Source organism: Agrobacterium sp. 22-223-1 (genome assembly GCF_053522385.1).
In genome coordinates this window covers 22,726-43,075 of the sequence record NZ_JBNWCN010000008.1, presented here as the reverse complement: position 1 = coordinate 43,075, position 20,350 = coordinate 22,726, and the positions used below count along the sequence as shown (strand labels likewise).

The window sequence follows — 20,350 nt, the reverse complement described above, 5'->3', positions numbered from 1 at the left end:
CGGCATCACAGGGGCCGCACCGAAATGAGACCCCTGATCGCTCAAATGCCCGAAGTGTCGGTAAAGCGCGGATAGTCGGTATAACCCGCAGCACCTCCGCCGTAGATCGTCGTCGGATTGATCTCAGCCAGCGGCGCGCCGCTTTGCAGTCGCTCCACGAGATCCGGATTGGCAATGAAGGGACGACCGAAGGCGATGAGATCCGCCTTGTCATCGGCCAGATGCAAAGTCGCAAGGTCGAGATCATAGCCATTGTTGGCGATATACGTCTTGCTGAAGCGGCCGCGCAGCGATCCGTAATCGAAGGGTGCGACGTCGCGCGGCCCACCGGTGGCACCTTCAACGACATGAATGTAGGCGATGCCGAGCGCATCGAGCTGATCGACGATATAGTTGTATTGCGTCTGGGGATCGCTGGAGGAGATACCGTTGGCGGGTGAGACTGGCGAAATCCGGATGCCGGTGCGCTCAGCGCCGATTTCCTGCGCCACCGCAGCGGTGACTTCGAGCATCAGGCGCGCGCGGTTTTCGACGGAACCGCCATAGGCATCGGTGCGGACATTGGCGCCGTCCTTTGCGAACTGCTCCAGCAGATAGCCATTGGCCCCGTGAACCTCGACGCCATCGAAGCCCGCCTCGATGGCATTGGCTGCGGCCTTGCGGAAATCGCTGACGATGCCGGGAAGCTCATCAAGCTCAAGGGCACGCGGCTCCGATACGTCGGCGAAACCGTTGTTCACGAACGTTTTGGTCCCGGCACGGATCGCCGAGGGTGCGGCCGGTGCGTCACCGCCAAGAAGATCAACATGGCTGATGCGACCGACATGCCAGAGCTGAACGAAGATCCGTCCGCCCTTGGCATGAACCGCGTCGGTAACCTTGCGCCAGCCCTCAATCTGCTCAGGCGTGTAGAGGCCGGGCGTATCCTGGTAGCCTTGGGCCTGCCTGGAAACCTGCGTCGCTTCAGTGATAATCAGTCCGGCGCTTGCGCGCTGGGCATAATATTCCGTGGCGAGATCGCTCGGCACGAGGCCCGCTGCGGCGCGATTGCGCGTGAGGGGCGCCATAACGACGCGGTTTGCAAGGGTGATGCCGCCGAGAGCGTAGGGTTCGAAAAGTGTCTTGTCGATCATGATTTACCTATATTGTTGCCGCAGAAACGGCCATCTATCGGGATGGGCGCACGCGCTTTAGGCAGGGTTACGGTAACGTTCGCCAGGCAGTGCATTACCGAAGTTGGCCATCATGGTCTTGCGGGCGAGGTCGAATGCGTCCCACTGGCCGGCGTCGGGAAGCGGCGGGATAGTAACCGGCTCACGGCGGTCGAACCCGACCAAGGCCGCATCGACCAGATCGCCCACTTCCATCACGTTGTTCATTTTGCTGACGTCAGCGCCGACATGGTCCCATATTTCGGTCCGGGTCGTGGCAGGAAGAACGGCCTGGATGTAGACACCCTTCGGCCCAAGTTCTTGCGCAAGTCCCTGTGACAGGAAAAGAACGAAAGCCTTGGTCGCGCCGTAGACCGTCATGCCGAATTCCGGGGCAAGGCCAACGACCGAACCGATATTGACGATCGCACCCTCACCGGCCTCGGCAAGACGCGGAGCGATGGCCCTGGCAAGCCGGACAAGTGCGGTCGCGTTGAGCGCAACGAGCTTGGTCATGTCATCGATGCTCTGATCGATGAAGGTCCCGCCGATCGCCGTTCCGGCATTGTTGACGAGAATGCCGATGCGCGCATCGTCATGCAGCCTGGTCTCGACCTTGGCGAGATCCGTCGCCTGGGTGAGATCCGCCTGGAGGGTAACGACCGTCACACCGGTTTCCTGGCGCAGACGGCTCGCAAGCGTCTCCATACGCACCACGTCTCGGGCGACCAGCACCAGATCGTGTCCGCGACGTGCAAAGCGTTCGGCATAGGTTGCGCCAATGCCCGTGGAGGCGCCGGTGATCAGGACTGTAGGAATTTGGCTCATTGGATTGCTCTTTTCTCTAACTGACCTTATATTCATGACGATCATCATGATTGAGTTAAATATGATGACCATCATGTAAATGTCAACAGCCGTCGTGGAGAATTTTGAAATGAAGGTCAGCCGAGAACAGATGGCGGAAAACCGACGCCGAATTCTGGATGTCGCCAGCCGGTTGTTTAAGGACAAGGGGTTCGAGGCTGTAAGCGTCGCGGAGGTCATGAAAGCAGCCGGCATGACCCATGGCGGCTTTTACGGCCACTTCACCTCAAAAGACGATCTGGTGGCGCAGACCCTTGCGCACGCCCTCGGCGCAGACAGTTTTGAAGGTGGCGGGTTCAGCGATTTCGTCCGCTCCTATCTGGCGCCGCGTCACCGGGATAATCCCGGTAATGGATGCCCGACGGCAGGCCTGGCGGCTGCCATTCGTCACCAGACGCCCGCGGCGAAAGCCGTCATGGCCGAGGGACTGCGCTCCCAAGTCGCACGTATTGAGCAGGCGCTTCCGGACGGGGGTTCGGCCGGTGCCCGCCGCGCGGCGATCGGGAGCTGGGCGGCCATGATCGGAGCCGTCATCCTCGCTAGGGCAGTTGACGATCCTGACTTGTCTGACGAGGTTCTTGAGCAGACGCGCGCTTGGATCGACGCAAATGTCGGCTAGGAGCATCAGAGAAGTGCGCATTTCAAGTGCCTGATCTACGTCTGCTTCGAGGAAACGATCGAATTTGACGTGACGACCGACATGGGGGCGCGAAGCGGTAACTATTCCGCTCTTACGCCCTAAGCGGGAGGCCAGCGGAGTGCTGCATAGAGGCTTGAGGCGCAACATAAGAGAGATGGCGGTTCACTATGTCGTCGGGGAAGACCTCCAGGCATCATCACCTGCGATGATCAGGACGCGGTGTAGTTGCCCTCAAACCGTTGAGGAACAGGCTTTTGTGTGACGATCCAGAAAATCACCCGCTGGCCTGAAAGAAGATCGCCAGATGTGCTAAAGCTTGAAGTTCTTCCGGTTGTACGCGTGCTGGAAGCCCATTTTTCTGAGGTTGTCATAGGAGATATTGAGCTTGCCAGCCGAGGGTACTTCTGTTTCGACGACGAACGTCAAAACGCCCTGTGCGATACCGTAGTCGGTGCGAGCCTGGATGAGCGCCTTTTGAACGCCCCGGTTCCGAAACTCGGGGACTGTGGTACCGCCACCGAGCCACGCATATGAACCCGAGACGTACATGGCGCCGGTGCCGATAGGCGTTTCATCATCAAGAGCGAAAAAACACGACCAGCCCTCTTTACCCACAATGGCGGACCAGAGGGCGGTCAGGCTTGGCGGGAAGTTGAAACCCTTGCACATCATCGATCCGAAGAGCAGGGCTTCGTCGCCTTGAACTTTTCGGGTGCGCTCACTGACCGGCGCATCGAGGTTGCTAAAAGGCGCGCTGCGGGTAAGCTTTGCCCATCCGGGACTGTGCTCGGGCAGCCCCTTGGTCTGGATCCAGTTTCTCACCTCGTCCGAGACAGCGTCCACATTCAATTGCAGGAAGCGGTTCCCCGCCTTTGCTCGCATCCAATGATATGCTTTGTCCAGATCTTCGACAGAGCCCAGCCCCAGAACACGATTTAGGCCGATCGCCGGTGCGCTTGGCAACGAGATCGTGCATCCGCCGTTGATGACAAGGCATCCGAAATCCTCCTCAGCCCGGAGATGTTCGGGTGAAAGCCTGTGCAGGCTGACGAAGGCATCGGCCTCAATGGCGTCTTCGTGCATTGGGAAAATGCGTTCTGAAAACCGAGGATCCAAGACAGGCTCCTGAGCCGCTGCCGTTGAGGGCAAAGAGAGACTGGCTGTGCTCGACTAAAAACCGAGGTCGCTGAGACCGGGGTAATCATCTGGCCTGCGGCCAAGCGGCCAGCGGAAGCTGCGGTCGGCGGCCGGAATAGGCCGGTCGTTAATGCTGGCATAGCGCCTTTGCATCAGGCCACGATCGTCGAACTCCCAGTTCTCGTTCCCGAACGATCGGAACCAGTTGCCACTGTCGTCATGCCACTCGTAGGCAAATCTGACGGCGATCCGATTGCTGCCGAACGCCCAGAGTTCCTTGATCAATCGGCAATCCAGCTCTCGCCGCCATTTTGCCGAAAGAAACGCAAGGATTGCTTCCCGTCCGGTCACAAATTCAGCGCGGTTTCGCCATTGGCTGTCTACGCTGTAAGCCAAAGCGACCCTGGCAGGGTCGCGGCTGTTCCAGCCGTCCTCGGCAAGCCTGACTTTCTCGGTTGCGCTCTCGAATGTAAAACGGGGAAGAGGTGATCGTTCAGCTTCGATCATGGTTCGGGGCTCTCCAGACGCGCGCGCAAGGTGGCGTTCTCGGTTTCCAGTCGCTGCAGCCGCTCACGAAGAGGAGCGACCGCCTGTTCAATCTGTTGCTCGGTGTAGCGTGGAGTGATGTGCTGCGGGCAGTTCCAATCGAACGCCTCGAGCCGGAGCTTGAAAATCCGCTCAGCCCTTCCTTTGTACGTCGGGTCGGACACCAGTTCCGTGAGTTCCTGGTCAGCGTCAAGCGCAAGTCGCTCCACATAGGCATAGATTTTGAGCCGAGCCCGCCGCACATAATCCATCAGGAACAGACAGGCCCGATCGTTGGCCGCAAAATTGCCGGCGCTGATGTACTGACGGTTGCCCCGGTAGTCGGCGAAGGCCATTGTTCGCTGATCTATGACCTTGAGGAAGCCGACATTCCCTCCACGATGCTGAACGTATGGCCAACCCGTTTCGGAGACCGATGCCATGTAGAAGCTGTCACATGAGGCAATGAAGGCGATCTCGTCTTCGGTGAAGGTGTCTGAAGGGCGGCTGTCACTGCCCAGCCAAATCTGCTCTACGCCCATCTCAGCCTGGGCGGCCCTGACGCTAGGCGTCACAGCGACCTCAAGGAAATGATATGGCATGCCTAATCTCCTTGCTCAGCCAGGCTTTCATGGGCATCCCCGTGCGAGCCTGGATCTACCCATTTGGCAAGCCGAATTCTGGGCTTGGCAATCTCTGCCTTCAAGGTCGCCAAGTGCGGAAGTCAGTCCTGCAAGGCCCAGTCTGCGACTTCCCAACGCATCTGCCCGCGATCGGAGACGACACGGCCGAGCCCAGGGAACGGCATGTGCGTGGCGGCGATGAGCGCTCCCTCCGATGCGGCACGCGGAAGGAAGCGATCGCGCATGGCCTTCGCAGCGGCACGGTCCTGCTCGAACAGGAAGAACACATCTGTCGCGGCCGGGTGCACGACCGGAAAAATCATGTCCGAAACCATGATCAGGCTCTTGCCGCCATCTTCGATCCGCACGCCGATATGGCCGGGCGTATGGCCGGTCAGATCGACGATCGAAACGCCCGGCGCGATTTCCCGCTCTCCGTCGATCGCCTGGAGCCTGGGATATAGCCGCACGACCTCCTCTGCCATTCTGAAGCTGGTCTGTAGAAAGTCAGGCGCTCCGTTGCGTTTGGCCGGATCGGTCCAATGGGTGACATCGCGACGATCGATGTAAAGCTCGGCTTCCGGGTATTGGTTCTTGCCTCCCAGGACCAGCCCGCCCATGTGGTCCTGGTGCATATGCGTCACGATGACAGCGTCGATCTGGCTGGGCTTCAGACCGAGCGCAGCGAGTGCCTGAGGTAATTGTCCGGTCTGTCCGATCGAGCCTGCCGCACCAGCATCGATCAGGATGCGGCGCTCCCCATCCTCGACGAGATACTGATTGAAGAGGAACCGAACTCCACTCGGCCGGGCGGTAAACTGTGCGCTTGCCGCCTTTTCGACCTCGGGCGCCGAGCGTCCCGGAAAGTAGTCATAGGGCATGTCTGCATACCCGTCCGTCAGCGCCGTCACGGTGAACCGTCCGATGCGGATCTGTGCGAGCGGGGTCACCGTAGCAGGTGCGCTTGCCGCCTCCCGCGTCGCCGCATGGACAGAGGAGGAACTTATCAGGCTGCCGCCGAAAAGGCTCCCCGCGATGAGGCCGATCGGCAGGGTGCCGAAGGCGCGACGTGAAAGTTGAGGCATGGGAGTTCCTCCGGATCGATCGACGATGTTGGTAGTGTTGGCAAATGCGTAGGTATGGCTGCTGCGGTCGGAACAGGCGCTTCAACCTGGGCCGGGATGGGCGGCCACTTGGGCTAACCCACTCGGTTTTATTGTGAATAGACCGGTTCAAGCCTGCTCTCAATTGCGATCTAGGTCACATAGAACTAGACCAAGGCAGTGCGAAAATAGACCTTCGTCTATCAATCTCGCCTAACGCGGCGTCGCGAAACCGCGTAACCTGAAGCAGGGCGGTTGCGCCGCGCATACCGGTGAGGGACAAAGTTGGACAAGCACAAGGAAGCCGATGCGATCATCGATTTGATCCCAGCAATGGCATGGTCGGCTACGTCCGACGGCATGCTCGACTTCGCCAGTCAGCACTTTCTCGAATATGTCGGCTTGCCACTCGCAGAGATAGCCGGGGAGAATTTCTATCGGCTGTTCCACCCGGCCGACACCACCCGCCTGGCCTTCGAGTGGCGGAGCATCATGGCTGCCAAGACGGGAAGGGAAGTCGAGGGTCGGCTCAGGCGCGCGGACGGCGAATACCGCTGGTGCTCCCTCCGGCAAAAACCTCGGCTGGATTCTGAGGGAAACGTTGCCAAATGGTACGGGGTCGTTCTCGATATAGAAGATCGCAAACGAGCTGAAGATGCGCTCAAGGAGACGAAGTCTGCGCTTGCGGCAAGCGAAGAGAACCTCAGGCTCATCATCAATTCGCTTCCGGTGCTCGTGTGGTCAGCGCGCCCGGACGGGAGCGCCGATTTCGTCAACCAGAGTTGGTTGGACTATGCCGGGCGGCCTGCCGACCAGATCCTCGAATGGGGTTTTCTGGATCTCTATCATCCCGACGATATTCCCGAGATGGTGGAAATCTGGAAGCGCGACCTCGAATGTTCAGATCATACCCGGTTGAAAGGACGCATTCGGGGTGCTGATGGGCAGTACCGCTGGTTCTATTTCTCAGGCCGAAAGCTGACGGATGCGAATGGCGTCGTGCGCTGGTTCGGTGTCAATATCGACATCGAGAATCTGCAGCGGGCCGAGATCGCTCTAAAAGAGAGTGAGGCGGCGCTAAGGGAGAGCGAACAAAAACTCAAGCTCATCATCAACACGATCCCTGCCATGGCCTGGTCATGTACGCCCGACGGGCAGCTCGAATACTGGAACCAGCATCTCACCAACTTCGTCGGACTGCCTTTCGAGGAGATTGTCGGCTTCGGCTTCTATCGCATGTTTCATCCCGATGACGTCGAACGGATGCGTGAGAGTTGGGAAGAGGTTGTCGCGACGAAACAACCTAAGCCAGTAGACGCCCGTATCAGACGGTTCGACGGCCAATACAGGTGGTTCAACCTGCAGCAAAGCCCCCTGCTCGATCCGGAAGGAAATGTGGTCCGATGGTACGGCGTCGTTGTCGACATCGAGGATCGCAAACAGGCGGAAGAGTCTCTTCGCCAGAGCCAGAGCCACCTTGCGCACGTTACACGGTTGACGACCATCGGCGAGCTGGCGGTTTCCATTGCGCACGAGATCAATCAGCCGCTCATGGCGATCGTGACGAATGCCGGAACCTGCCTCCGCTGGCTTAAGGACGGACATACAGATCTGGAACAGGCTCGTCTGGCCGCGGAACGCATCGTGCATGATGGCCACCGCGCCGGCGAGATCGTCGCCAGCATACGCGGGATGGCCCGGAGATCGCCGGTGCGGATGGAAAGGATCGACTTCAAGCGGGCGCTACGTGATGTGCTTTTTCTTCTTCGGGAAGAATTGCAATCGCGAGGTTTGCAGATCGTCATGGACCTCACGCCAGAACCCGTCGATATCTTGGGCGACCGCACCCAGTTACAGCAGGTTCTTCTCAATCTGATCATGAACAGCGCTGAAGCAACACCTCGTGGCGCCGAAGCGGTCATGACAGTCAGTTGTAGGCAAGGTCCAGAGGGCGAAGTCGAGGTTAGTGTTTCCGACACAGGTTGTGGCATACCGCCGGAACAGCTCGAGCAGGTATTTGAGCCATTCTATACGACGAAATCTGACGGGATAGGGATGGGTCTTTCTATCTGCCGCTCCATTGTTGAAGCTCACGGCGGGCGGATCTGGGCCACAACCAATCATCCTCGCGGAAGCTCATTCACCTTCACGCTCTCGAATTCCAAGGACGCAGCCGTTGATCGATGACAGGAAGAACAGGCAACCCACTGTCATCGTCATAGATGACGATCAAAGCGTGCGCGAAGCCCTAAAGGGCCTCTTCGAGTCCGTCGGGCTCGCCGCTGAGGTACACGGCTCGATTAAGGATTTCATAGCTGCAGACGATCCCGAAAAGGCCGGTTGCATCGTCCTCGACATCCGCCTTCCCGGTCAGAGCGGACTGGAGTTTCAGGAGGTTTTGGCGAAGAGCGATCTTCCCCGGTCCGTAGTCTTGATCAGCGCCCATGTCGATGTGCCCATGGCGGTGCGGGCGATGAAGGCGGGTGCCATTGACGTTCTCAGTAAGCCGGTCCGTGAGCAGGATCTGCTAGACGCCGTCAACCGCGCAATCGCCAATGACGCCGCTCGCCGCGATGAAAAAGCAGCGAAAGCTGCCACCCAAGCACGGTATATGACGCTGACTGAACGCGAGCGACAGATTTTGACATTGGTGATCGCCGGTAAACTGAACAAGCAGATTGCAGCAGAGCTGCAGCTTGCAGAGCCAACGGTGAAGCTACACAGAGGCCACATGATGCGAAAGATGAAGGCAACATCAGTCGCCCACCTTGTCAAACTCGCTGGTGACCTGTTGTAGGTGAAATCGACGGCTGCTGGCTCGCCAGGTGCTGTCATTTTCGCGAGCGACTGCCACATATATGATTTCCTTTGGCGCGAAGGCGACAGGGCTCCTTTCCAAGACGATGTCTGCTTCCAGGCAGGGGCAACGACTTGCCTTATGACAGTTAAGCGGGCGCGTTGCCGACGTTCAACCGCCGCGCGCCAAAGGACACGCCAAACCGCACCATCAGGAAATGTCGCGCGCGCTGACACGCAATTCCACGGAATTGCCATCAAATAACACGAAATGATTAATCCGGCAGTAATACTTTAGCCTCGCTTTTCCGTAAATATATTCACTTATAGCGAGTTGTTTACACCGATTCTATTGTGGTATCTTCTCAGTCAAAATAAGTGTGAGGCGGCATCAATGTCATCACCTGTCAGCGTACCTGTATCCGTCGCGTTTGTGGACGATCACCCTATTCTTCTTGAAGGGCTTGTAAGTCTTTACTCGAACAAAAAAGATCTCAAAATTGTTGGTCAGGGCCACAACGCTGTAGATGCAATCAAAATCACTGAACAGCTTTCGCCTGACGTCATCGTCGTTGATCTCAGCATGCCCGGCGACTCGATGGCGGCGATTGAGGTGATTGTTCAGACAATGCCGGGAACCAAGGTCGTAATCTTCACGGCGACCTCCAGCATCGAGACAGCGATCAAAGCTCTCAATTGTGGCGTTTCCGGTTACGTACTTAAAGGAAGCAGTTCAACAGACCTTCACGACGCAATTATTGCCGCGCACAACGGCGAGACATATATGACGCCTGGCTTCGCAACGAGGGTCATCATGTCGATGAAAGCGGCAGAGGCGAGACAGAAAGCTATACAGCAGAAGCGCTTAAGCGTTCGCGAAGAACAGATTGTCTCCTACCTCATGAGAGGGCAGACAAATCGTGAAATAGCCAGAAGTCTCGACATAAGCGAAAAAACGGTCAAACATTACATGACGATCCTGATGCAGAAGCTCGACGTACGAAATCGTGTCGAGGCCGTTCTCGCCGCACAAAAAATCGGTGGGCCACGCGATCTCTTCAACTAGGATGACGCCCAAAATTTCCACAGCCTCTGCGCCAGACGGCCGCTAGATCATCTCGTCCGACGAAAGCTGATTGATGGGCAAAACTGCGACAATGATTGTTCCCGCCGCGCGCCTGAATATCCGCATTTTCCCGCCAAATGACCTTACACGTCGCTTCTGACTGGTCAAACCAAGTTTCACTCGGGCTGCCGCATTTTGATCTGGACGCACAACACGCTCCCCCACATCAGCCACCACGATAATGAGTTTGTTATCGTGGATGCGGTATCGTACCCTCTGCCTGTTATTGGCCGCGTGTCGGAATGCATTCATCAACCCTTCCTGAATAAAGCGATAGACACAGACATTCAGGTGGGGTTGGTACATCTCGTGCGGTATCAGGCCGTCCATCTCAACGGGAAACGCTGTGAGATCCCTGTAGCGTGCCACGGCGAGCTTTATTGTTTCACTTAAGCTGAGTTCGTCAAGTTCAGGCAATGAGAGGCCGGCGGAGATTTTGCGCAGATCCGCAAGAACGCCTGAGACGAAATTCAACAGCTTTTCAAGATCAGGGTTGACCTTCCTTCCGCTTAAGCGCTGCTCTGCAATCATATCGCTCAGGCGAAGACTTATAAGGGTGAGAACCTGCACTGGGCCATCATGCAGATCGTTGCCAATCTGGTCGAGTATCTTCTCATTCAGCTTGCCGGCTTCGAGTCTGGCATAGTCTGCTGCTTTCCTCAGCTTGTCGTTTTGCTCCCACAGATCCAGGGCGTTCAGGAGGTTCGCCTCGATCGCTCGCTTTTGACGGGCAATCAGCCGGCTTGCTGTTAGTGCCATGAGATACAACAATCCAAGCATTGGCAAAGCCACGCCGGCCACAATCAGGAATGTTCCGCGCCGCGCAGAGCGAAGCTCAGCGATCAAATAATTCGGTTCTTCGTAAAACTCTCCAACGAGAATGACCTTGCCATTCCGGTCACGAAGAAGGGGCGCGTAGACCTCTAACAGAAGGTTCTGCTTTTCCTCGCCGGTATAAACATGTTTCTCCACCTCCGTACGGGATACAACGATCTCACCTGACAAGGCCGACCTCAACTCATCGAACACTCTTGGATGGTCGATTTTTTGATCGTTTGTCGCATAGAATATACTGCCATCGGCCCGCCAAAGTTTGATCGTGCGAACGTGCTGACCGATAGGCCCTGTGCCGAGCAGGTTTTCGAGGTGCGAGACCAGGACAGGGTCAATCGTGTCCTTGTGGAGATCAGCCTCCTTGATAAGGGGAGAAACAAAGGTTTCGAGATAAAGAGCTCCAACCCCGCCAGCTCCAGCGAGCATGGCGCGTTCAACCCGATCGGCAGACCAGAACGTAAGGCACGACATCAACACAATCACGATCGGTGACATCAGGATCATGAATTGTGTCGAAAGATGCAGATCCCGGAACCAGTCTGTCAAACGTCGCAAGGACGATCTCCATTTTCCAGGAGATCCACTATGCGATTTTGCTTCTTCACCAGTATCGTCAGACAGCGAATGTCTCATGTCCCAACCTGCTGATGTTCGATGCACAAACCTCGTCGAACTCGCATTCATGAGAGACCGAAAGGTCCCGGATTTAAGCTTCGACAAGATTCAGGCAGGCATACTCTGCTACGATTATATAATTATTTCAGCAATTTAACTTAAAATTCGGAATTTCGCAAGATCACGTCACCCTTGGGCTGAGGACCACCAGACCAAGGTCCGATGAACTGTTGGGACCAATGGGCCTGAAAGAACTGGACCATGTGAAGTGTTCTTACGCAAGCGTTTCATGCAACCTGAGATCATGAAGGCTAGGGGAATCTCCCTCCGAGCGAATGGAGGAGATTGTGATTGTGCCTGGTGGCCAATCGGAAACATTCAAAGCCTCCATCCAATGTAACGGCGTTTTAGCGCTTAAGCGCTTCGGAGGGGAAAATGGCTGCTTTTACACTCAACCAGGCTGATCTGGCGTTTGTGCTTCACCAGATCAAGGTCGCGGAAGTCCACGCCTCAGGCGTTCCGCTCACTGAAATCCGCCTCAACCCTGATGGAACGGTGATTTCCGACCGGTCACAATACGATGCAGTTACAGGTCTCTACCTTGGCAACCCGGCAACGCCTCGCGCCATTCCCGACCCGCATGTGCCGGTCGGTCTTCGTACCGTTGATGGCACCTACAACAACATCGTGGCAGGCCGCGAACTCTGGGGGGCCGCCGATCAGGCCATGCCGCGTGCGCTTGATCCGAATTTCCGCAACGATGCCGATGGCGACACGATGTCGCTTGGAGGCCCCGCCGTGGTGACGAACACCGATTACAGCGTCGTCGGCACGCCTTCCCCATCAAATGGCGGTCATACAGGCAACGTCGCGGACGCAGACCCGCGCATCATCTCGAACCTGATTTCCGACATGAGCATCAACAACCCGGCTGCTGTATCAGCCTGGTTCAACAATCCTCTGGCGGTAGCGGCATGGGAAGAGGCCAACCCCGGCATGGTGCCCGTGGCACCCGGACAACCTCTTGGCACTAACGGTGTGTACCTCACCAATGCCGACCTTGCTTCAATCCCGAACATTGCACCTGACGAAGGCCTCTCGGCCCCGTTCAATGCGTGGATGACATTTTTTGGCCAGTTCTTCGACCATGGTCTTGACCTGATCAGCAAGGGCAACAACGGCTCGGTATTCATCCCGCTACAGGGCGACGATCCATTGGTGCTCGGCGCTGACGGGCTTCCTGGAACAGCCGACGACTTGCCCCCAAGCTTGCGCTTCATGGTTATCACCAGAGCAGACCCTGTTGATGGCCCCGGTGCAGACGGTGTACTTGGAACGGCTGATGACACACATCACGAAGCCCGCAACACCACAACTCCGTTCGTGGACCAAAACCAGACTTACACCTCACATCCATCCCATCAGGTTTTCCTGCGTGAATACGCAACAATCGGAGGCGTCACTGTCGCGACAGGTCGTTTGCTTGACGGCCCGCCCCCAGCCGGTTCTCCCGCCGGAACACATGGTGGCCTTCCAACATGGGCAGACATCAAGGCCAACGCCCTGCAATTCCTCGGCATCCAGTTAAGTGATGCTGACGTCGTCAACCTGCCTCTGATCCGCACCGACCAATACGGCAATTTCATTCCCCATCCTTTGACGGGCTATGCGCAGGTTGTAACGGGTATCGGTGCAGACGGTATTCCAAACACTGCCGACGATGCGGTCGTTTCAGGTACACCCTCGGCACCTGTCAACACATTCGCGTCGCTGGCGCTGCGCACCGGCCATGCCTTCCTGGACGACATCGCGCACAACGCCAACCCCTTCAACAGCCAAACGGGTGCGTTGAAAACTGCGGACGCAGATGATGTTGTCAACAGTGGGCCTCTTGCATCCGGTGTCTATGACAACGAGTTGCTGGAGCGTCATTTCATTACGGGTGATGGACGCGGTAACGAGAACATCGGACTGACTGCTGTTCATCACATTTTCCACTCCGAGCACAATCGTCAGGTCGATTCCCAGAAACTGACGATCCTGCAAAGCGGCGATGTCGCCTTCATCAACGAATGGCTGGCAACGGATATCAGCGGCCTTCCAGCCGGCTTTGAAAACCTTCCGGCGATTGATCAGCTCGCTTATGCGCAAGGACTGAACTGGGACGGCGAGCGCATGTTCCAGGCAGCCCGGTTCGCCACAGAAATGCAGTATCAGCACCTTGTCTTCGAAGAGTTCGCACGCAAGATTCAGCCGGCGATTGACGTCTTTGTTTTCAATTCGGTAACGGATGTCAATTCGTCAATCTTTGCCGAGTTTGCCCATACGGTCTATCGCTTCGGGCACTCCATGCTGACCGACGGGATGCCACGCGTTTTCCTGAACGCCGATGGTACGGAAACGGCAGCGACCGAGCCTGAGCTGAACCTCATCGAGGCCTTCCTCAATCCTGTGGCATTTGCTCTCAACAGCACCATCAGTGCCGATCAGGCAGCCGGAGCCATCGTACGTGGCATGGTCGTCGAGCACGGCAATGAAATCGACGAATTCATCGTCAGTTCCCTGCGCAACAACCTGCTTGGCCTGCCGCTGGATCTCGGTGCGATCAACATCGCTCGCGGTCGCGATACGGGCGTGCCTTCACTCAACGACGCCCGTGCACAACTTTATGCGGCAAGCGGCTCCACCTTCCTCAAACCCTATGACAACTGGGTTGATTTTGCCGCCAATCTGAAAAACTCGGCATCCGTCATCAACTTCATCGCGGCCTATGGCACACACGGGACGATCACCGGCGAAGCCACGCTGGCCGGTAAACGGGCTGCCGCAACAGCCCTTGTCATGGGTGGCGACGACGCCCCCCTCGACCGCGTTGCCTATCTGACCGGTACCGGGACATGGGCAGGCGTGGAAACTGGCCTCAACCTCGTCGATCTCTGGATCGGTGGTCTTGCGGAAAAGAAGATGCCGTTCGGCGGCATGCTGGGCTCCACATTCAATGCCATCTTCGAAATGCAGCTCGAAAACCTGCAGGACGGTGACAGGTTCTACTATCTGACCCGCACACAGGGCCAAAACTTTCTGAATATGCTGGAGCAGAATTCGTTCGCCAAGATGATCATGGCGAACACCGATATCGCACAGCCCGGCGCTGACGGAATTCGAGGCACCGGGGACGACGTGATCGCCCGCCACCTCGGCGTCGACGTCTTCGCCGATTACGACTTCGTCCTCGAGATCAACACGGCGAACCAGGTAGGGGACGATCCTGTCGGGGACGATCCGATCATGGCGGCACTGGGTCTCGGTAAAGTCCAGCGCGATGATCTGACCACTGCCGACGTCGACGAAAGCATCGCCGATACCAGCACGGATCAAAGCGGCACAACAGGACACTATCTACGGTTCACGGGCGGCGAACATGTGGTCGTCGGCGGCACCGTCGGCAACGACTCCATCATTACCGATTTCGGCGATGATGGTATCTGGGGCGATGCAGGTGACGATCGGATCGAGAGCGGCGCCGGCGTCGATCTCGTGAATGGCGGAGCAGGCAACGATGTCATCACCGACTCGGGCGATACCGGCGACTTTATGAAGGGAGATGAAGGCGATGACGTGATCGCCAATTCGAACGGCATGGATATCGTCATGGGCGGAACCGGTAAGGATGTCGTCTTTGTCGGCGTCGACGACACGGAAGTTTTCGGTGGCGACGGCGACGACTTTATTCTTGGCGGCGACGGCGTCGATCTTCTCATGGGCAATGAAGGCGACGACTGGATGGAGGCGGGCGGCGGCTTCGACACGACAGCCGGCGACAACTCCGAGCTCTTCTTCAATTCGTCTATCGTCGGTCACGATGTCATGTTTGCCGGGAATGAAGAACACGATTTCGACGCGGAATCCGGCGACGACATTATGGTCCAGGGCGAAAGCGTCATGCGCAATGAGGGCATGTTCGGCTTCGACTGGGCAATCTTCAAGGATGTGGAGATGAACGCCTACGCTGATATGCGTATCCCGATTTTCACCACAGAACAGGAAGATATCCTTCGCAACCGTTTCGACAAAACAGAAGCACTTTCCGGCTGGAATTACAATGACACCTTGCTTGGCGACGACCGGGTCTTTGGTGACTTGGCGCCTGGCGATACGGTTGCCACGACAGAGGGCATCTTCTTCAAGGATGGTTTGACGCAGGCAGGCGTAGATCGCATTGAGGGCCTGCGCGCGCTTCTTGGCAACCTCATCGCAGCGGCTCCGGCTGATGTTGATCCCGAAACGATCACTGCCTTCGACCGGGGCAACATTCTCCTCGGTGGAGCAGGAAGTGACTCGCTGCGGGGCAATGGTGGAGATGACTTCCTCGATGGCGACGCATGGCTCAACGTTCGTATTCGCATCACGCCTGTCGACGCCGAAAACTCGGACGGTAATCAGATTGCAACGGTGGACAGCCTGAAACATGTCTTTACCGAAGATGAGAATCCAGCCTGGGCTGGAAAGTCGCTCTTTGAGTTGATGATCTCCCGTACCATCGTGCCAAGCCAATTGCATATCGTGCGAGAGATTGTCTCATCGACAACACCCCTCGCCGGTACTGATACCGCAGAGTTCAACGATGTTCGTGCAAACTACACGATTGTCAGAAATGTTGACGGCAGTTTCACGGTCACCCATAACACCGTCAGCAATGTTGTGGATCCGTTGACCGAACGAAATCTCGTGTCGGACGGTGTAGATACCCTGCGGAACATTGAAGCCGCGCGATTTTCCGACGGCGTCGAGGTCGCCCTTGTGAACAGGGCGGCGACCGGTGCACCGGTTATTAGCGACACATCGCCCACCGAGACACAGACATTGACTGCGGATACCTCCGGAATCGCCGATGAAAACGGCCTTGGAACATTCAGTTTCCAATGGCAGACATCGACCAACGGCACGACCTGGGCAAATGTTGGGGCTAACTCGGCAAACTTTACTCCCCAGCAGCCTCAGGTTGGCCAACAGGTGCGCGTGGTCGTCAGCTTCACCGATGGGTTCGGCTCTGCTGAGCAAGTCGTTTCTCCGGCTACCGAAGTGGTCGGCGACGTCATTAGCGCCAGCAACGTCGGCACCGTCATCACTGGTACCGCAGGCGCGGATATCATTACCGGAAACCGCGGGAATGACACGATCAACGCCTTGGGCGGTGACGACGTTATTAACTGGAGCGCGAGCCTCCTGGGGCTGTTACCCGATGGTCGGGACAGCGTGAACGGCGGCGCTGAGGGCCTCGACGGAGACTCTTTTGTTGTCAACGGCTCCGCACTTGCCGAGACCTATCGTGTCTATACCCGCGCAGCAGCAGTCAGCGCAGGAATGACAGGGATCGCCACGGCAACGGAAATCGTCATTACGCGCAATGGCACCACCAACGGCGCGATTATTGCAGAGCTGACCGACATCGAGGAAATCGTCATCAACACCGGGGCGGGAAACGATACAGTCTTGGCAATCGGCGACTTTTCTCCGACCAATCTCAGCTTCAACACGATCACCATCAATGGTGGAGCGGACGACGAGACTGTCAACATTTCCGGGTTGATGTCAGCACATCGTATCCTGTTCCGCAGCAATGGCGGTGACGATACGATCGTTGGAACCCTGCGCCCGCAAGACGTGGTCGAACTGGCACCAGGCCAGCAGCTTTCCAGCTATACTCTCGTCGATAATGGCAACGGGACGAAATCCTTCTCAAATGGGGCTCATTCGATAACCTTTACCGGTAGCGTCGTGCCCCAGTTCCAGGAAGCCACTTCGGACGAGGACGGTGATGATATTTCCGGTCACTTCGAATACACTCCGAGTGACCTCGCTGGCATCAAGGCGCTCGTAAATGGCCTATCACCGGACGGTTCCGACGACCCTGTTCCAACGGGTGTCCGCACCCTGTCCGGTCATGGTAACAACGCTGCAGATCCCGAGGCAGGCGCTGTGGATACGCCATTCATCCGCATCACCCAATCTCACTACGGGGAACCGGACGACTTTGGAAATTCCGCGATCAATCCGATTTTTGCCGGACTCGATCCCCGCAACATCAGCAATATTCTAGGGGCACAGGAAGCAAGCCTTCCAAAGGCCGATGCCAACATCTTCTTCATGGCGTTCGGGCAGTACTTCGACCACGGCCTTGATTTTCTCGGCAAAGGTGGAAATGGCACGATCCAGATCGGCGCGGCTGGCAACGGCGCCCCCGGCTCTGGCAATCCGGCTGACCTGACGCGCGCAACCGTCGCCTATTATGACGATGGCGTTCCACAGCACATAAACAAGACATCGCCTTTCGTCGATCAGAACCAGGCTTACGGCTCCAATGATCTAGTTGGCCAGTTCCTGCGCGAGGGCGATGGATCGGGCGGTCTCGGGTCACGTCTGCTTCAGGGCGGTGCGGATCCATCCAACCCCAACTTCAAGCTGATGCCGACGCTGCGTGATCTCATCCTGCATCACTGGGAGAACGACACCGTTTTCCACTCGCCCACTCTCGCAGGCGGTCAGGTGAGCTTTCGCTCCTACTTTCCGGGTCTCGTAGCGGCAGGCGTCGTCAACGAAGCCATGGTTTCCGGGCTTGCTTCGGACTTCATGGGTAGCACGCACGCACTGCTTCTCGACACCAACCCTTATATCAGCCTGCTCGATCACTACGTGGCAGGCGATGGCCGGGCAAACGAGAACTTTGCCCTTACTTCAATGCACACCATCTGGGCCCGAAACCACAATTTTCATGTGGCAGGCCTTGAGGCGGCCGGTTTTGATGGAACAGCCGAGGAACTGTTCCAGGCCGCCAAGATGATCAATGAAGCCGAATATCAGCGTGTTGTCTTCACTGAGTTTGCGGACAAGCTGATCGGCGGGATCAGGGGAGATGGGGATCATGGTTTTTCGGAATACAATCCGAATGCCACGGCTGCGATCAGTCATGAATTCGCCGCGGCTGTCTACCGGGTCGGCCACTCGCTGATCGGCCAGACCATGACGGTGCTTGACGCAGATGGAAACCCCACCCAGGTAGCATTGTTCGATGCCTTCCTGAACCCCACCAATGATCCATCTGCCTTCAAGCTGCCGCTCAGCACACTTGCGCAGTTCGGATACGTGCCGCAGGAAGGCTACGAGCAACTTGGTGTGAGTGCGATCCTTGGAGGTATCGCGACACAACCCGCTGAAGCAGTCGATTTCAACATTGTCGATGCCGTGCGAAACGACCTCGTCCGTATCAACGCGGACCTGTTTGCCTTCAATGTTGCCCGAGGCTGGGACGTCGGACTTGGAACGCTCAATCAGGTTCGCATGGACCTCGCAGCATCCACCGACCCTTATGTTGCAGAAGCGCTGGGTTATGCAGGAGCAATGACGGCCTACACATCCTGGGACGACTTCCAGAGCCGCAACGGCCTTTCCGATACCGTAATCACCCAGTTCCGGCAGGCTTATCCGGACCTCGTTCTGGAAGCCGGCGAAATCGCAGCTTTTCGCGAAATCAATCCTGATATCGAGATTGTAATGCAATCCAATGGGACTGGTGTGGTCAAGGGGATCGACCGTGTCGATCTTTGGGTCGGAGGACTTGCCGAGAAACACATCAATGGCGGCATGGTCGGACAAACATTCTGGGTCGTATTGCAGGAGCAGTTCGATCGCCTGCAGGAAGCTGACCGCTTCTACTACACAGAGCGTTTCGACGATTTCGATTTCTATGAAAACTTCATCGACGGTCAGGAGTTTGCCGACATCATCGCCCGGAACACCGGCCTGACCAATCTTGAAGAAGATATCTTCTCGCCACGCGTCGAAGACAACGAGGAGGAAAACAACGACGACGATGATGACGATGATGACGACGGCAACGGCGACGACGAAGAGGACGGTGATGATGGCAACGGCGAGGAGGGCGATGATGACAGCTGCTCGCACGAAGACGACGATGACGACGGACCGATTGTCTCGATCCCGATCGCAGCCGTTGCACTGATCGGTACAGCGTCTGGTGAAGTGCTCGCCGGCCAGGGCGGCGACGATACGATCCTCGCGGGCGGCGGTTCTGACATCCTTTCCGGGGAAGCAGGGTCCGACATTCTGAGGGGCGAAGACGGTGACGACGTCATAGTTGCAGCTGCGGACAACGATGTTGCGAGCGGTGGCAGCGGCGACGACGAACTGCATGGCGGCGCCGGCCACGATGTGCTCTTCGGAAATAGCGGGGCGGATCTTCTCTTCGGAGATTCCGGCAACGACACCATCGAAGGTGGTGCGGGTGACGACCAGGCCTGGGGTGGCGACGGGGACGATATCGTTCTTGCAACAGCCGGCGACGGCAATGACCGGTATTGGGGCGATGGCGGCAAGGATACGCTCGATTACTCCGTCTCCACGTCAAATCTGACCGTAAATCTAGGCACGGGCCTTATGGGACACGGCACCGTCATTAGCGCAACGACAGGAAACGACGCGTTCTACAGCTTCGAGAACTTCGTGGGCGGCTCCGGCCATGATGTGATCACTGCTTCGAATGCGGCGAACGTGATGGATGGCGGTCTTGGCAACGACACCTTCCAGTTCACAACGACAAGTGCAGCCAATGGCGACTCAATCTACGGTTTCCAGCCTGGCGACAAGATCGACTTCGCGGCAATCGACGCCAACACGGGTGCTTCGGGCAAGCAGACCTTTACGATCAACAGTCCAGCATCGCTGACTGCGACGGGGGGAATTGCAATTACGCACGAAGTTCGTGACGGAGAGGACTTCACGGTCATTCGTGGTCATACCGATGCAGACGGGAATGCTGACTTCGAACTGGCCGTTTCCGGAAAGCACCACCTGACCAACAGTGACTTCTCCGGGGTTTCCTGAGCAACCGCGAACGAACGGAGGCAGCGCCTCCC

Annotated in this window: 12 protein-coding genes; 5 read left to right on the top strand and 7 right to left on the bottom strand. The window is 57.1% G+C overall.

All coding sequences use genetic code 11. From position 1 onward, the window contains the following. Positions 1–41 precede the first annotated feature (41 nt). Complete coding sequence (locus ACQZ60_RS24295; protein WP_035262619.1) at positions 42–1,133, bottom strand: alkene reductase; 1,092 nt, start codon at positions 1,131–1,133, stop codon at positions 42–44. Between the two features lie 57 nt (positions 1,134–1,190). Continuing rightward, positions 1,191–1,979: an SDR family NAD(P)-dependent oxidoreductase gene (locus ACQZ60_RS24290; RefSeq protein WP_087743005.1), complete on the bottom strand. Its 789-nt coding sequence runs from the start codon at positions 1,977–1,979 to the stop codon at positions 1,191–1,193. Positions 1,980–2,088: 109 nt separating this feature from the next. On the opposite strand from ACQZ60_RS24290, the gene ACQZ60_RS24285 reads away from it, so the two are divergent. After that, complete coding sequence (locus ACQZ60_RS24285; protein WP_003504079.1) at positions 2,089–2,637, top strand: TetR/AcrR family transcriptional regulator; 549 nt, start codon at positions 2,089–2,091, stop codon at positions 2,635–2,637. Positions 2,638–2,967: 330 nt separating this feature from the next. Here ACQZ60_RS24285 and ACQZ60_RS24280 read toward each other — a convergent pair whose 3' ends face one another. The 4 genes from ACQZ60_RS24280 to ACQZ60_RS24265 form a co-directional block, all read right to left on the bottom strand. After that, on the bottom strand, positions 2,968–3,741 hold the full coding sequence (locus tag ACQZ60_RS24280; protein ID WP_035262618.1) for a GNAT family N-acetyltransferase: 774 nt from the start codon (positions 3,739–3,741) through the stop codon (positions 2,968–2,970). Between the two features lie 87 nt (positions 3,742–3,828). Beyond that, a complete protein-coding gene (locus ACQZ60_RS24275) occupies positions 3,829–4,302 on the bottom strand; it encodes a nuclear transport factor 2 family protein (protein ID WP_035262616.1) in 474 nt (157 codons plus the stop codon). Continuing rightward, positions 4,299–4,922, bottom strand: a complete 624-nt coding sequence (locus ACQZ60_RS24270; protein WP_035262613.1) for a pyridoxamine 5'-phosphate oxidase family protein — start codon at positions 4,920–4,922, stop codon at positions 4,299–4,301. Before ACQZ60_RS24270 ends, ACQZ60_RS24275 begins: the two co-directional genes overlap by 4 nt. 122 nt (positions 4,923–5,044) lie before the next feature. Next, positions 5,045–6,028, bottom strand: a complete 984-nt coding sequence (locus ACQZ60_RS24265; RefSeq protein WP_035262610.1) for an MBL fold metallo-hydrolase — start codon at positions 6,026–6,028, stop codon at positions 5,045–5,047. A 303-nt stretch (positions 6,029–6,331) separates the two neighbouring features. On the opposite strand from ACQZ60_RS24265, the gene ACQZ60_RS24260 reads away from it, so the two are divergent. The 3 genes from ACQZ60_RS24260 to ACQZ60_RS24250 all read left to right on the top strand — a co-directional run bounded on the left by ACQZ60_RS24260 (position 6,332) and on the right by ACQZ60_RS24250 (position 9,908). Then, positions 6,332–8,233, top strand: a complete 1,902-nt coding sequence (locus ACQZ60_RS24260) for a PAS domain S-box protein (RefSeq protein ID WP_035262608.1) — start codon at positions 6,332–6,334, stop codon at positions 8,231–8,233. Next, a complete protein-coding gene (locus ACQZ60_RS24255) occupies positions 8,223–8,843 on the top strand; it encodes a response regulator transcription factor (RefSeq protein ID WP_035262605.1) in 621 nt (206 codons plus the stop codon). The genes ACQZ60_RS24260 and ACQZ60_RS24255 overlap by 11 nt, the downstream gene beginning before the upstream one ends. A 393-nt stretch (positions 8,844–9,236) precedes the next feature. Next, positions 9,237–9,908: a response regulator gene (locus tag ACQZ60_RS24250; RefSeq protein WP_035262602.1), complete on the top strand. Its 672-nt coding sequence runs from the start codon at positions 9,237–9,239 to the stop codon at positions 9,906–9,908. Between the two features lie 42 nt (positions 9,909–9,950). On the opposite strand, the gene ACQZ60_RS24245 is transcribed toward ACQZ60_RS24250, so the two are convergent. Continuing rightward, positions 9,951–11,435, bottom strand: a complete 1,485-nt coding sequence (locus ACQZ60_RS24245) for a sensor histidine kinase (protein WP_196248058.1) — start codon at positions 11,433–11,435, stop codon at positions 9,951–9,953. Positions 11,436–11,852: 417 nt separating this feature from the next. On the opposite strand from ACQZ60_RS24245, the gene ACQZ60_RS24240 reads away from it, so the two are divergent. After that, a complete protein-coding gene (locus tag ACQZ60_RS24240; RefSeq protein WP_448736294.1) occupies positions 11,853–20,318 on the top strand; it encodes a peroxidase family protein in 8,466 nt (2,821 codons plus the stop codon). Positions 20,319–20,350 lie beyond the last annotated feature (32 nt).

Bases quoted from the DNA above. Each gene is read 5' to 3' on its own strand.
- ACQZ60_RS24295 (WP_035262619.1), bottom strand. From the start codon at position 1,133: ATGATCGACAAGACACTTTTCGAACCCTACGCTCTCGGCGGCATCACC.
- ACQZ60_RS24290 (WP_087743005.1), bottom strand. From the start codon at position 1,979: ATGAGCCAAATTCCTACAGTCCTGATCACCGGCGCCTCCACGGGCATT.
- ACQZ60_RS24285 (WP_003504079.1), top strand. From the start codon at position 2,089: ATGAAGGTCAGCCGAGAACAGATGGCGGAAAACCGACGCCGAATTCTG.
- ACQZ60_RS24280 (WP_035262618.1), bottom strand. From the start codon at position 3,741: ATGCACGAAGACGCCATTGAGGCCGATGCCTTCGTCAGCCTGCACAGG.
- ACQZ60_RS24275 (WP_035262616.1), bottom strand. From the start codon at position 4,302: ATGATCGAAGCTGAACGATCACCTCTTCCCCGTTTTACATTCGAGAGC.
- ACQZ60_RS24270 (WP_035262613.1), bottom strand. From the start codon at position 4,922: ATGCCATATCATTTCCTTGAGGTCGCTGTGACGCCTAGCGTCAGGGCC.
- ACQZ60_RS24265 (WP_035262610.1), bottom strand. From the start codon at position 6,028: ATGCCTCAACTTTCACGTCGCGCCTTCGGCACCCTGCCGATCGGCCTC.
- ACQZ60_RS24250 (WP_035262602.1), top strand. From the start codon at position 9,237: ATGTCATCACCTGTCAGCGTACCTGTATCCGTCGCGTTTGTGGACGAT.
- ACQZ60_RS24245 (WP_196248058.1), bottom strand. From the start codon at position 11,435: ATGAGACATTCGCTGTCTGACGATACTGGTGAAGAAGCAAAATCGCAT.
- ACQZ60_RS24240 (WP_448736294.1), top strand. From the start codon at position 11,853: ATGGCTGCTTTTACACTCAACCAGGCTGATCTGGCGTTTGTGCTTCAC.